Raw genomic sequence first — 13577 nt, forward strand, 5'->3', positions numbered from 1 at the left:
TCAGTAATAATGACAGCATTAATTTTCGAGCAAAAAAAATCGCGATCACTTTTATATAGCAAGCGATATAAAGCAGCAAAAAGGCGCTTAAAAGACCGCTATCGTCTTCTAAACGCCTTTGTTTAGAGATGGCCGCATAACTTTTGTCTTCAGGAAACCTCTCCTGTAAAACAAAAAATGTCCAAAAATATATACATATTTTTGGACATCATTGTCGCAACCGCTATTATTTGTATATAAAGTAACATACCCGGGAGTCTTTGTCAACCGGTTTATCCAATTTATTGCCTAAATCCCCTTTTACTGCAGACAATTTTTTTACAGTTCCCTGATAATCGCTTCCGTCATGTCCCCGGTTGTTGCCGTTCCTCCCAGATCGGGAGTAACGGTTTTTCCGGCGGCAATTACTTTTCCCACGGCACTGCGTATCCGGTCGGCCACCGCCTGCTCGCCAACATGTTCCAGCAGCATGAGCCCCGACAGCAGCATGGCTGCCGGATTTACTATATTTTTGCCGGCAATGTCCGGAGCCGTACCGTGAACCGCTTCAAATATAGCGCATTCCGTACCGATATTGGCTCCCGGAACCACCCCCAGACCACCTGCCAGGCCGGCGCAAAGGTCGGAAATGATGTCGCCATACAGATTCGGCGCCAGCAGCACATCATAGGTTTCCGGACGAATAACCAGTTGCATGCACATATTGTCGACAATCACTTCCTCATAAGCTACCTGCGGGTACCGCCCGGCAACCTCCCGGACACATTCCAGGAACAGGCCGTCCGAAAGCTTCATGATATTGGCCTTATGCACGGCAGTTACTTTTTTGCGTCCATGTTTGACTGCATATTGGAAAGCAGCTTCCGCAATGCGCAGCGAGGCTTTACGCGTGATAATTTTAATGGATTCGGCCGCATCCAGGCCGACTCTATGTTCCACTCCGGCATACAAATCTTCGGTATTTTCCCGGAAAATGACCAGGTTGATGTTCTGATAGCGGCTGGCAATGCCGGTTATCGTTTGTACCGGACGAAGGTTGCAGTATAAGTCGAAGGTCTGGCGCAACGTAACATTGATGCTGCGGTAGCCCTTGCCGATCTGGGTTGTCAGCGGCCCCTTAAGGGCCAGGCCGTTTTGCCGGATACTATTCAGGGTAGCGTCCGGCAGCGGTACTCCGGCTTGATCTATGGCAGCCTGCCCGGCCAGGCAGATCTCCCATTCAACAGGCGCCTGAGCAGCCGCGAAAATTTTCCGGACAGCGCCGGCAATTTCCGGGCCCACACCATCACCAGGGATTAATGTAACCTTATGCATGTGTCACACCCCCTGCATTCCGGGTATAGTTCAACAGCCCTCCGGCCAGAATGATGGCCCGTTCCCGCTCGGTCGCTTCCCACTTCACGGCAATCTCCCTGCCAGTCGTAAGATTGGAGACAAGCAGAGTGTCCGCCGTTTGCAACTGGCTGCGCAGGCCCCCGATTTCCAACTTGTCGTCAAGGTGAATGCCTTCATAATCGGCGGCATCGGCAAAGAGTAAAGGCAAAATGCCGAAATTAATCAGGTTTGCGCGGTGAATCCGGGCAAATGACTGTGCAATCACCGCCTTAATCCCTAAATACAAAGGAGCCAAGGCGGCATGTTCCCGACTGGAACCCTGCCCATAGTTATTGCCTGCGACAATCAGGCCGCCGCCCTGAGCCAGTGCCCGTTCCGGGAAGGAGGCATCCACCCCGCTGAAGCAATACCTGGCCAGATGCGGAATATTGGAACGGTAAGGCAGCAAACTGGCATGGGAAGGCATAATGTGGTCGGTAGTAATATTATCGCCGACTTTTAACAAAGCCTGGCCTGTTAACGTTTCAGCCGGCGGTTTGGCTAAAGGAAAAGGTTTGATATTCGGTCCTCTGACGACGGTTATGGCTTGTCCCGCCTCCGGAGGGAAGACTAATAGATTGTCATCGGAAATAAACTGCTGCGGCATAGCAACCACCGGAGGTTCACCATATGTGTACGGATCGGTGATCCTGCCGGTTATGGCGCTGACAGCCGCAACCTCCGGACTGGCCAGGTACACCTTGGCATCAGGTGTGCCGCTCCGGCCCTCAAAATTGCGATTAAACGTGCGCAGTGACACTCCGCCGGATTTCGGGGACTGCCCCATGCCGATGCACGGACCGCAGGCACACTCCAAAATACGGGCACCGGCTCTTAACAAGATACTGAGGGCTCCACAGTCGGAAAGCATGCCCAAAACCTGGCGCGATCCGGGAGCGATAACCAGTGATACCCGGGGATGGACTTGTTTACCCTCTAAAATCTTGGCGACTTTAAGTAAATCCAGATAAGAAGAATTGGTGCAGCTGCCAATGGCTACCTGGTCCAGTTCGATATCGCCCAGCTCCGCCGCCGGCGACACGTTATCGGGGCTGTGCGGCTTGGCTACCAGCGGTTTAAGCTCCGATAGATCGATGACCACCGTCTCATCATACACCACGCCCTCGTCCGGAGCCAGCGGAATCCAGGCATCTTCACGTCCCTGGGCAGCCAAAAATTCCCTGGTTTTCTCATCGCTGGCAAACAGGGATGTGGTGGCTCCCAGTTCGGCACCCATGTTGGTAATAGTAGCCCGTTCCGGAACACTCAAGCTGGCGGCGCCCTCCCCCGTATATTCAAATACGCGCCCGGTGCCACCTTTGACGGTAAGGCGCCGGAGCAGTTCCAGAATGATGTCCTTGCCGCTGACCCAGGCCGGTAGCTTGCCTTTTAGCTCTACCCGGCATACTTTCGGCATTTTTAAATAATAGGCTCCGCCGGCCATAGCCACCGCAACATCCAGGCCGCCGGCCCCAATGGCCAGCATACCGATGCCGCCGCCGGTCGGCGTGTGGCTGTCCGAACCCAGCAGCGTCCAGCCGGGACGGCCGAAACGCTCCAGGTTCACCTGATGGCAGATCCCATTCCCCGGTTTGGAAAACACAATGCCGTGCTTAGCAGCAACAGTTTGAATATACAAATGATCATCCGCATTTTCATAGCCGGTCTGCAGTGTGTTATGATCGATATACGCTACGGACAGTTTGGTTTTTACGCGCGGTATATTCATGGCTTCCAGCTGTAGATAAGCCATCGTTCCTGTCGAATCCTGCGTTAACGTCTGATCAATCCGGATTCCGATTTCCTCACCGGCTGTCATCTTCCCGCTCACCAGATGTTCGCTGATGATTTTTGCCGTCATAGTTTGTTTCATTTCGATCCCCCCATGTTGCATTCGTATCATACGACTTATTTATAAACACAAATTCGGTAAACTCTGCTTCACGTGATGGCCTGCCTCAAAAAATTTCAGCGATCCTCGATAGGCAGCCATTGGTCATGTTTCTTACCGATGTACTGGGCCCGAGGACGAATCAGTTTATTATTGTCATGCTGCTCCAAAATATGTGCCATCCAGCCACTGGTACGGCTGATCGCAAAAATCAGGGTAAACAGATCCCGGGGTATTCCCAGGTAAGTGTATACAGATGCCGAGTAAAAATCCACATTGGGCATCAGCCCTTTTTTTGCAAATACAAGTTGTTCAATTTTGGCCGACATATCATACCAGCGCGTATCGCCCCGCCATTCACCAAGTTCCTTTGCCAGTTCCTTAAGGTATTTCGCTCTGGGATCACCATGCTTATAAACCCGGTGCCCAAAACCCATAATCCGTTCTTTCCGCGCTATTTTTCCGGCAATATATTCTTCAACCCTGCTGATATCGCCAATGTCCTCCAGCATATTGGCCACCTGCTCGTTGGCATTGCCGTGCAGCGGCCCCTTCAATGTGCCGATGGCCGATACGATGCCGGAATAAATATCCGACATGGTGGACACGGTGACACGGGAAGCAAATGTTGAGGCATTGAGCTCATGCTCGGCATGCAGCACCAGGCACACATCCAGTGCTTTTGCCGCAAGAGGTTCCGGCTTTTCCCCCTTCAACAGCCAGAGAAACATCTCGGCCAGCGAAGTAAACTGAATAGCATCGGGTTCAATCGGCTCCAAATCAGTACGGATACGCTCAATCGCAGCAACTATAGCAGCCATCCTAGCCATAATCCGGATGGCCTTCCGATGATCGGCGGCAAAAGAATGGTCCATGACTTCATCGTCAAAATGAGTCAGAAACGAAACACAAGTTCTAAGCTTGGCCATCGCATTGCCCCATGGCTCATACAGATGGAGCAAATCATAAATTTTTTTCGGCAAAACCGCACTTTCCAACAAATCCTGCTTTAGGGCGGTCAGCTCCAGCCGGTTCGGCAAACGTCCGTACCACAGTAAGTAAATAATCTCCTCAAAGGTTGCCTTGGTAGCCAAATCATCAATGGTATAGCCACGATATCGCAAAACACCGTTCTCAATGGAAGATATGGCTGTTTCACAGGCAACGATCCCCGTCAATCCAGACATATAACAGCCCCCTTACGCCTCTTGCCTTTTTCTTCTATACCTTTATGGTATACTTAGTATAAAAAATATGTATATTTATTGATTATATGCCTTACCGGGAATATAATCAAGACAAACATGCAATAAGATATGCGGAAAATTTTACTATGATTCCTCGTGATAACTGCTAATCGTCAAAAACAATGCTTCAGGCCTAAATTTTCCCCGTTTTTGAAAACCGTTGCTTCCAGTTGTTAATTGTAAGATTATACAATTAAATGTGTACCGGCCATAAAACACCGATAATAAAACACAACAGAAGGCTGCCGGGCATTACTTACGGCAGCCTTCTGTTGTTATGTCTGTCAACACTTAACTCTTGAACTGATGGTTGTATTAGCCGGCGATCTCCTGCAGCCTTGGCTATACATCCGCTGATACATGCCGCATGTGCCGCATGGAAACTTCTCCAAAGAATAGTCCAGCAGCTGCCAAACGACTGCTGTACGGCCGACATGTCCGCTGTAAACTCCGGAACCGGCCGGTCGTCCTGCTGTCATCCGCAACTGATCCCCGGCAGCCAGCAGTTCATGTTCCGGCAAATACGCCATTCAGCATATCGCCTACCATTTGCGCCAGGCTGAAACAGCAGGTAATCCCCGGAGATTCAATACCGATCAAATTGATAAAACCGGAAAGTCCCCGTTCTGTTTCATGACAAACAATAAAATCCCGCGGCGGGCTGCCGCACGGCACCAGCAGCCGTGGCCGGACTGCCGCCAGGTCAGGACGCAAATCGGCCGCTTCCAGAAAAGGCAGATAGTTGCCGGCTATCGCCAGAAACTGGGCGGCATTGGCCGGATTTACGCTATAATCCAGCGAGCCGGAAGGAGCGTAGTGCGCATCGGGTCCAATGCGCAAACGGCCGCTTACATCTTTAATAACCGGAAGGCCGCTGCCCTTCAATTCCCGTATTCCTGCCGGAAAAATCAGTCTGGAAACCAGCTGCGCTTTCGCATTGGTTACCGTAAAATATTCTCCTTTGCAGCGATAGATACGGTATCCGGCCTGATCGACCGGTATCCCGGCCATAGCCGCCAGTGCATCGGCATGCATCCCGGCTGCATTGACCAGACAGCGGCACATCAGAACATCCCGGGCGCCGTTTTCCTCTTGATACTCTACTTGATACCCCGCTTCCAGCACCCGGATACCGATAACAAGCTGGCGATAGACAAGCATGGCCCCATTGCGCCGGGCTATTTTCGCCATTTTTTCCATCAGCAGATAGGAATCAAAAATGCCGCTCGACGGTGAAAGCAGAGCGGCTACGGCTTCGACATGAGGCTCCAGACGGGCTATCCCCGGACGATCCAGCCATTCTACATCTGTGACGCCATTTTCCTGAGCCTGCCGGGCTAACACGGCAAGCTGAGCGCTTTCTCCCTCATCCCGGGCTATAATCAGTTTGCCTGAACGCCGGTACGGAACCTGATGTTTCTCGCAAAAATCGTACAACAACCGATTGCCGGCAACGCAAAGACGGGCTTTCAGACTTCCCGGAGGATAATAAATGCCGGAATGAATCACTTCGCTGGTGCGCGAAGTGATTTCCTGTCCAAAAGTCTCATGTTTTTCGAGCAGAAGTATGCTTTTGTCCGGCCACCGTTCCGCCAGGCAACAGGCTGCAGCCAAGCCAGTCACACCGGCACCAACAATCAAAATATCAACCCGATCCATGCTTTATCACCTTTTACCCCGCCATCACTGTTTCGTACATTTCGTTAATGAATTGAATGATATTTCCATTGTAACATTCCCGATGAACGTAAGCTAGCCAAAGTCAGGATCTATGCTGTCTAATTTTTATTCCTGCCGCAAAAGCTGGCAGAAAATACACGGCATGGCCTAAAAAAATCAGCAAACAATAAAGATACTATTTTTATGAAGACAAAGGAGAACTAGCCATGAAGCGCATCATTCGTAAATTGGGTGAAAAAAAATACAAACGCTTGTTGGCGGCCGTAGCCGGAGCTGCGGTTGTATCCTCTGCCATGTTACCCAGCGTCTATGCTGCCGAAGGTCCCGGCAGGGAGACACAGGTTTACGAACGAAGCTCCGAGCCCAGAGATACCCGGACAGTTAGGGTCAGCGATCCGGTACAGGAGGTCAGAGACAATGCTTCCACCTTCGGGTTTAACGTCAACCGCGACCGCTTCTCCTTATTATCCGTGACCCGTGATAAAGCTACAGTTCAGATCCGTTCAGCCGGTAAGACCTACAAAGTCGATTTAAACCGCAGCGGCAACGGCTGGGTTATCACCACCATTCGCGGCATCGGAAATTCCAATCAGGCGGCAACCTACGTACCGGCCAACTTGTTTGACAGTTACACTGCCTCCAGTCCGGCAGCCAGTCAACTCATCCTCTATCAAAATACCAATTTCGACGGCTGGCAGTGGCTGGATCAGGATTTTGATCCGGGTATCGGCTTTGGTATGCTGCTGACAAATCCCCGCTCAAGCGGTACAACCGCACAGGTACCTGACAGCGTATTAAATCAAATCGGTACCGTGGACTTCAGCAAGCAATTCGTCATCTATACTCATCTTGCCGGCGTTCCCGCCGACGGCTATGGCATTGCCATCAGCAAGGTAGTACAAACAGGAAACGACTTCACGGTGACCGTGAGAACCAAAAGCCCCCAAGCCGACGAAACAGCCTCGGTCAGCCAGACGGATAGCTGGGTGCTGCTCGACCGGTCGTTCCTGAACTTTAGAAGTCCGATTGTAGTGACTTTTGTAAACCCGGCCGGTGCTGTCTTAAGTACCTTAACGCTTACCGGCTGACCTCATCCTGCCTGGGCATAGCACTTTATATTTTCATATTGACTACCGGTCCCCCGTTATTTTATAATGAAACTACAGAATGAGAGTTATGGATACGGAACTGGCGGATAGTGGAGTTCACCACATGGACCGTATCCAGGAAAAGCCGACCGCCTGGGCAAGATTTGTTTTCTTGTGCCAGGTGGTTTTTATTATGTTGAGCCGCCATTGACGGCGCACAACTCATCAAGGAGGGAACAGCATGGATGCCTGGAAAAATTTTGTGCAGGGAAAGTGGAACGAAACCATTGACGTCAGGGACTTTATTCAACGGAACTACAAACCTTATCATGGTGACGACAATTTTTTAGCCGGACCTACGTTAAAAACAGAAACGGTATGGAAGACATGCCGTCAGCTTTTAAAAGAGGAACAACGCAAAAAGGGAGTTCTGGACGTGGATACCTCGGTCGTATCGGGCATTACTTCGCACCGTCCCGGTTATATCGATAAACCGTCCGAAGTCATTGTCGGCCTGCAGACCGATGCCCCGTTAAAACGCAGTGTTATTGTCAACGGCGGCATACGCATGGCTGAACAGGCTTGCGAAGCTTATGGCTATCACCTGGATCCCAAAATCAGCGAAATTTATCACAATTACACCACAACTCATAATACGGCAGTATTTAACGTATATACCAAGGAAATGAAACAAGCCCGTAAAGCCGGCATCATTACCGGCCTGCCGGACGCCTATGGCCGCGGCCGCATTATCGGTGATTACCGCCGCGTGGCACTTTACGGCATTGACCGGTTGATCGCTGCCAAGAAAAATGATTTAACCGAACTGGCTGCGTATCCCATATTGGAAGACACGATCAAGCTGCGTGAAGAAGTTGCTATGCAAATCACGGCATTACAAGCCATCGCTGCCATGGCCAAAGAACATGGCTTCGATATCACCAAGCCGGCGGCAACTGCCCGGGAAGCCGTTCAATGGGTATATTTTGCTTATCTGGCCGGTATTAAGGAACAAAACGGAGCGGCTATGTCCCTGGGCAGGGTATCCACCTTCCTTGATATCTATATTGAACGCGACCTGGCCGACGGTGTCTTACAGGAAGAAGAGGCTCAGGAACTCATTGATCAGCTGGTAATCAAACTGCGCCTGGCCCGTCACTTACGCACTCCGGAATATAACGAACTCTTTGCCGGCGATCCGCTTTGGGTAACGGAAGCCATCGGCGGCATGGGACTGGACGGACGTACGCTGGTTACCCGTACTTCATATCGTATACTGCATACTTTATACAATTTAGGGCCTGCTCCGGAGCCTAATTTAACCGTACTCTGGTCTAGCGCCCTGCCGGAAGCCTTTAAAAAATTCTGCGCAAAGGTTTCGGTGGATACCAGCGCTATCCAGTATGAAAGCGACGATCTCATGCGTCCCGTCTACGGCGACGATTATGCCATTGCCTGCTGCGTTTCGGCTATGCAGGTGGGCAAACAGATGCAATATTTTGGGGCACGCGCCAATCTGGCCAAAGCTTTGCTGCTGGCCATAAACGGTGGCCGCGATGAAAAGAGCGGTGAGCAAATCGGCCCCATTTTGCCCATACCGGAAGGTGATTATCTGGATTATGACATTGTGCGCCGCAATTATTCGATTGTTTTGAAATGGCTGGCGGGTCTATATGTCAATACTATGAATGTAATTCATTATATGCATGATAAATATGCTTACGAAAGTGCGCAACTGGCTTTGCACGATACGCAGGTAGAAAGGCTTATGGCTTTCGGCATTGCCGGTCTGTCGGTGGCGGCCGACTCCTTAAGCGCCATCCGTTACGCGAAAGTCAAACCCATCCGGGACGAGCGGGGCATTACCGTCGATTTCCAAATTGAAGGCGAATTCCCTTGCTATGGCAACGACGACGACCGGGTAGACACCTTCGCCAGGGAATTGCCTGCTGAATTTTCCCGCCTGCTGAAACAGCATCCGGCCTACCGTAATGCCAAGCATACGCTTTCCATCCTTACTATCACTTCCAATGTCATGTACGGCAAAAAAACCGGCGCAACTCCCGATGGCCGCAAAGCCGGGCAGGCTTTTGCTCCCGGCGCCAATCCCATGCACGGACGGGAACGTCGCGGCGCACTTGCTGCGATCAATTCGGCTGCTAAAATTTCCTACGATGACTGCCGGGACGGCATTTCCTATACATTCTCCATCATTCCCAAAGCGCTCGGCAAAACACCGTCCGCCCGCATCAGCAACCTGGTTGCCCTCTTGGATGCTTATGCCAATCATGGCGGCCATCATATCAATATCAATGTTCTGCAGCGTGAGGTTCTGGAAGATGCCATGGCACACCCGGAAGAATATCCGCAACTAACTATCCGTGTGTCCGGTTACGCCGTACATTTTGTTAATTTAAGCACCGCACATCAACAGGAGGTTATCAGCCGCACTTTTTACAATGCCGTATAAGCACCGGCAAAGGGAGGTCGTCATGAAAGGATACTACCACTCTATTGAGACTTTTGGTACGGTTGACGGGCCGGGCATCCGCTATGTTTTGTTTTTAAGCGGTTGCAGGCTGGCTTGCCGCTTTTGCCATAACCCCGATACCTGGCAACAGACAGATAAAACCATTACCGTTGAAGAAGTACTAAGTGATATAGAACGGTATCGCTCCTACTACCTTTCTTCCGACGGCGGCCTCACGTTAAGCGGCGGCGAACCGCTGCTGCAGCCGGACTTTGCCGCTTCCTTGTTTAAAGAATGCCAAAACCGCGGGTTTCATACCCTGCTTGATACTTCCGGGTATTGCCCGCAGGAGCATATAAGGCAAGTGCTGCCGTACACCGACATGGTGCAGTTCAGCCTAAAGACTGTAGACAAGGCTAAACATTACCTCTTAACAGCCGGCGGCAACGAACTCATTCTTGACAACCTGCGCTATATTGCGTCACAACATACTCCTTTGGTTATCCGTTATGTAGTAATTCCCGGTCTTACCGATTCACTCCAGGATATGGAAGACTTAACCGGATTTCTCCATTCTCTTCCCGGTAAACCGGTCATTGAACTGTTGGCCTATCACACGCTCGGCTGTGAAAAATGGCAGACCTTAGGTCTCAATTATTCATTGCCCGACGTTTCACCGGCAAGCGATCAACAGGTCGAGCAATTCGCCTCCTTGCTCCGTTCCCGGAACGTTACAGTTTTATAGGCTGCGCAAAAAAGGACAGACGGCTAATTCATCCGTCTGTCCTTTTTATCATTGATTCTTTTTACCGCTCAGCTTCTTTACCTGTTTGGCCAGCCTAAGCAAGAATCCGTCTTTTAGCAGCACGGCATCCGCCGGGCAAAGTTCCTGACAGCAATAGCAACGAATACACTTGCGATAATCAATTACCGCCCGGCCTTCCCTCATAGTAATGGCTCGCGGCGGGCAGTGCCCGGCACACCGCCCGCAAGCCATACATTGTGCGGCGACAGCGGGACGGGCCGTCAGCTGATTCTGGCCCAGGCGTACCAGCCAGGGTGGAATTCTTCCTTCCAGGCTGTGCACCGTATGGGCTTCTTTAAAATGAAACCGCCGCTCCTTCCCACTTCCAATCAGTTGAATATCCCGCAGTGCCGGAGAAATCCCCGCCTCCCGGGCGGCTGCCGCAATCGGCAGCTGCTCGGCTGCAAAGCCCATGCAATCAGCCATAACCAAATCTACCGCAAACCCGGACTGCCCGCCCAAAAGAATGCCGCAGTGAATGCAGTCCCCGTTGCGGGGTCCCGCTCCCTCCATGGCTGTCACACCATCCACAATCGACAAAACCGGCGCGACACATTCATACAAATCTACCTGCATCCTGGCAAAGTCACTCATATTTTTCATCCGTAAATGAAACTGCGCCTTATCGGCACCCACAAAAAAACCGAACAGATTTTTTACCGCTCCAGTTACACCCATAAAAGAATGTGTCTTCATCTTAGCTACTGATATGACCTTATCCGCTTCGGTGAAGGGTTTGGCAAGCATCAGCCTTTTCAGCATCCGGCCCTGGGGATACGGGATACTTACCGCTTCATCAAATGAAACCAGCGGAACATGTTCTTCTTCACAGATTTGTAAAATTCCGCATTTCTCAGCCACCTTGCGCGTACTGCCCACCCCCGGTGAATCCCCCACCATGGGCTTGCCACCCGCCTGCTTCACTGCTCTAACCACAGCCCGGACCACTTCCGGATGGGTAGTTACATGTTTACCTTTGTCCACCCCTTCAAGCATGTTGGGCTTCACTAATACTCTATCTCCAGGCTGAACAAACTGTGCCATGCCACCAAATTCAGCCAATAATTCCTGCATAGCCTTTTCTACGACTTGTTGGTCGTAGGAATCGGCTTTTACTATTGCTACTTTTGTCATTGGATTACAGCCCTCCTTTACTAAATCATACTGGATATTGGAAGGGAATTCAAAACCGCTTTTATCTATAATACCAAATAGAGCAGCCCCAAAAGACTACTCTAGACATCGCATGACAAAATAGGAACATCCTCCTCATCTTTCTTTAAAATCCCTATCTTTTAGAAGCGCTTTTTTTAACTATATGGTGCTTTACTCATCATAGATTCTTGAACAATTTTCTCATCAAGACCATATTTCTTTACTATATCAATTACTAACTTAATAAACCATGGATGGGCATTTGGGCAAACAATAACTTTATTTATTAATTTTTTTACATCAACACTTAAACTTTCGCCATTATTCATAAAACCATATTCAGTAATATAATCATTTTGAGGATCATTTTTTACCATTAACCATATTCTTTCTCCATTAATTATTAATCGATGCTCTTTTTCATACTCAAAGAATTTTTGTTTATAAAAAAAGCGCCTAAATTTATAAGGATATCCATCTGGAATATCCTTATACCTGCCATCATAGTAAATAACATTACCGGGAATTATTTCATGAGTTAACATCTCTTCCTTCCCCCATTTATCGGAAGGTGTTTTTCTTAAATGCTCATCATTACAGATAAAACTATCATGCAAATTGTCAATCGTAGTTTCAATAGCAACCCCTTGGGCATCATTAGAATAAATTTTCCACATGGCATAGGATTCTATACTTGATCTGTGCCAACAGCTTATTAAGAATAACTTCTTTAAATTTGCGTAAAACTCTGGAGTTTCCTCTTCTTCAAAGCCATATGGCATATATTTTCTTTGTAACATATTGACTTCACTTAATGAACCCTCAAATTTATCATTTTGCATATCTGCCCTTGAGAAATACAATATAGATTTAGATAGTAAATCGGTGAATTTGATGAAATCCAAGTATCGATAAATTTTTTCCTTTTTATCGTATTCATCCTATTCGTTCACAATAAATCCTCCCTAAATAATAATCACATACTTAGGCTTTTACTCGGTATTCTGCTCACTTTGATCAACTGCATTATTTCGTCATACTTATCTTACCATATCCAAAGAAGCTTTAAACGAATTAAATGCTTCAGAGAGTTTGTAATTAGCATTGCATTGTTCATAAAATTCTTTTTTCAGTTGCTCATTTGCGTTATTTTCATCTACACCAGATTTAATGCGATTTACATAATTGTCAATTAATACTTTAGATTCAATTTGGGGATAGAAATTATCTACTTCTTGATTTACCCAATCAACATTTTTTGAAATTGCGGGAATATTTTCTCTTGAATATTCTTGCCGAACAGACTCAAGTAATGATTTAAATTTTGCTTTATCGCTTTTGTATTGTTCCATTGAATCAATTTCAATTTTTCGATAAGTGTCCAAATAATTATTATAATAATCTACTAGTTTAGGAGAGTTGGAGTAAGCTTCTGCCCTAGCTCTATTTAAGAAGAATATAGTTGTTATAGCAAAATTTGTTCTTAATCCATCAATTCTTGCATTCAATTCAATTAACTTGTAAAACAATTCAGACTGATATTTTTGTTTTTCCTGATTTACAGTAATTGTATTTTGCTTTACCCATTCTTCGTGAGTTTTATCTAATTGGTCAAGCATCAATTTACGATTTTTTTCAAATTGATCATTATTAAGAAAGTAAGTTGCAACTGTCGTGGCACCAGTAGTAAAAATCATCGTAATAAAAGATGTAATCAAAATTTTAAAAAATTCCTTTTTATCCAAAGCAGATTCCCCCGATTTCTTTAATTCTATACAGCCTCTTGATGTTCATGGAATATCGCTACCAATTTCTTGATTAAACAACTTACTCTCACTACTACATTCTATCATTTCTTGTCGAATTG

11 protein-coding genes and 1 riboswitch are annotated in these 13577 nt (G+C 48.2%); of the genes, 3 read left to right on the forward strand and 8 right to left on the reverse strand.

The annotated features are described in order from the left end of the window. Positions 1 to 318 precede the first annotated feature (318 nt). The 5 genes from P22_RS10325 to P22_RS10345 form a co-directional block, all read right to left on the reverse strand. Positions 319 to 1314, reverse strand: a complete 996-nt coding sequence (locus P22_RS10325; RefSeq protein WP_054260153.1) for an isocitrate/isopropylmalate dehydrogenase family protein — start codon at positions 1312 to 1314, stop codon at positions 319 to 321. Next, positions 1307 to 3247, reverse strand: a complete 1941-nt coding sequence (locus P22_RS10330) for an aconitate hydratase (protein ID WP_054260154.1) — start codon at positions 3245 to 3247, stop codon at positions 1307 to 1309. Before P22_RS10330 ends, P22_RS10325 begins: the two co-directional genes overlap by 8 nt. A 95-nt stretch (positions 3248 to 3342) precedes the next feature. Then, on the reverse strand, positions 3343 to 4452 hold the full coding sequence (locus P22_RS10335) for a citrate/2-methylcitrate synthase (RefSeq protein WP_054260155.1): 1110 nt from the start codon (positions 4450 to 4452) through the stop codon (positions 3343 to 3345). Positions 4453 to 4796: 344 nt separating this feature from the next. Next, positions 4797 to 5042, reverse strand: a complete 246-nt coding sequence (locus tag P22_RS10340; RefSeq protein WP_054260156.1) for a hypothetical protein — start codon at positions 5040 to 5042, stop codon at positions 4797 to 4799. After that, entirely contained in the window at positions 5020 to 6171 is a 1152-nt protein-coding gene (locus P22_RS10345; RefSeq protein WP_054260157.1) for an NAD(P)/FAD-dependent oxidoreductase, read from the reverse strand. Before P22_RS10345 ends, P22_RS10340 begins: the two co-directional genes overlap by 23 nt. A 227-nt stretch (positions 6172 to 6398) precedes the next feature. Here P22_RS10345 and P22_RS10350 point away from each other — a divergent pair, with 227 nt between their 5' ends. From P22_RS10350 to pflA, 3 genes are all read left to right on the forward strand, one after another. Continuing rightward, complete coding sequence (locus tag P22_RS10350; protein ID WP_054260158.1) at positions 6399 to 7280, forward strand: hypothetical protein; 882 nt, start codon at positions 6399 to 6401, stop codon at positions 7278 to 7280. A gap of 86 nt (positions 7281 to 7366) precedes the next feature. After that, a riboswitch (ZMP/ZTP riboswitch) is annotated at positions 7367 to 7446 on the forward strand. Between the two features lie 75 nt (positions 7447 to 7521). Then, positions 7522 to 9750, forward strand: a complete 2229-nt coding sequence (gene pflB, locus P22_RS10355; protein WP_054260159.1) for a formate C-acetyltransferase — start codon at positions 7522 to 7524, stop codon at positions 9748 to 9750. A 22-nt stretch (positions 9751 to 9772) separates the two neighbouring features. After that, positions 9773 to 10495: a pyruvate formate-lyase-activating protein gene (pflA, locus tag P22_RS10360; RefSeq protein WP_054260160.1), complete on the forward strand. Its 723-nt coding sequence runs from the start codon at positions 9773 to 9775 to the stop codon at positions 10493 to 10495. Positions 10496 to 10543: 48 nt separating this feature from the next. Here pflA and P22_RS10365 read toward each other — a convergent pair whose 3' ends face one another. The 3 genes from P22_RS10365 to P22_RS10375 all read right to left on the reverse strand — a co-directional run bounded on the left by P22_RS10365 (position 10544) and on the right by P22_RS10375 (position 13455). Continuing rightward, the gene (locus tag P22_RS10365) at positions 10544 to 11689 is read right to left on the reverse strand and encodes a DUF362 domain-containing protein (RefSeq protein WP_054260161.1); all 1146 of its coding nucleotides are present in this window, start codon (positions 11687 to 11689) and stop codon (positions 10544 to 10546) included. A 176-nt stretch (positions 11690 to 11865) separates the two neighbouring features. Further along, complete coding sequence (locus P22_RS10370) at positions 11866 to 12552, reverse strand: DUF2971 domain-containing protein (protein ID WP_054260162.1); 687 nt, start codon at positions 12550 to 12552, stop codon at positions 11866 to 11868. A 198-nt stretch (positions 12553 to 12750) separates the two neighbouring features. Further along, complete coding sequence (locus tag P22_RS10375; RefSeq protein ID WP_054260163.1) at positions 12751 to 13455, reverse strand: hypothetical protein; 705 nt, start codon at positions 13453 to 13455, stop codon at positions 12751 to 12753. Between the last annotated feature and the right edge of the window lie 122 nt (positions 13456 to 13577).

It is taken from the genome of Propionispora sp. 2/2-37 (assembly GCF_001298735.1).
In the GTDB taxonomy this organism is placed as follows: Bacteria; Bacillota; Negativicutes; order Propionisporales; family Propionisporaceae; genus Propionispora.

Coding starts and splice junctions, on each gene's coding strand:
- P22_RS10325 (WP_054260153.1), bottom strand. CDS start 1,314: ATGCATAAGGTTACATTAATCCCTGGTGATGGTGTGGGCCCGGAAATT.
- P22_RS10330 (WP_054260154.1), bottom strand. CDS start 3,247: ATGAAACAAACTATGACGGCAAAAATCATCAGCGAACATCTGGTGAGC.
- P22_RS10335 (WP_054260155.1), bottom strand. CDS start 4,452: ATGTCTGGATTGACGGGGATCGTTGCCTGTGAAACAGCCATATCTTCC.
- P22_RS10340 (WP_054260156.1), bottom strand. CDS start 5,042: ATGGCGTATTTGCCGGAACATGAACTGCTGGCTGCCGGGGATCAGTTG.
- P22_RS10345 (WP_054260157.1), bottom strand. CDS start 6,171: ATGGATCGGGTTGATATTTTGATTGTTGGTGCCGGTGTGACTGGCTTG.
- P22_RS10350 (WP_054260158.1), top strand. CDS start 6,399: ATGAAGCGCATCATTCGTAAATTGGGTGAAAAAAAATACAAACGCTTG.
- pflB (WP_054260159.1), top strand. CDS start 7,522: ATGGATGCCTGGAAAAATTTTGTGCAGGGAAAGTGGAACGAAACCATT.
- pflA (WP_054260160.1), top strand. CDS start 9,773: ATGAAAGGATACTACCACTCTATTGAGACTTTTGGTACGGTTGACGGG.
- P22_RS10365 (WP_054260161.1), bottom strand. CDS start 11,689: ATGACAAAAGTAGCAATAGTAAAAGCCGATTCCTACGACCAACAAGTC.
- P22_RS10370 (WP_054260162.1), bottom strand. CDS start 12,552: ATGCAAAATGATAAATTTGAGGGTTCATTAAGTGAAGTCAATATGTTA.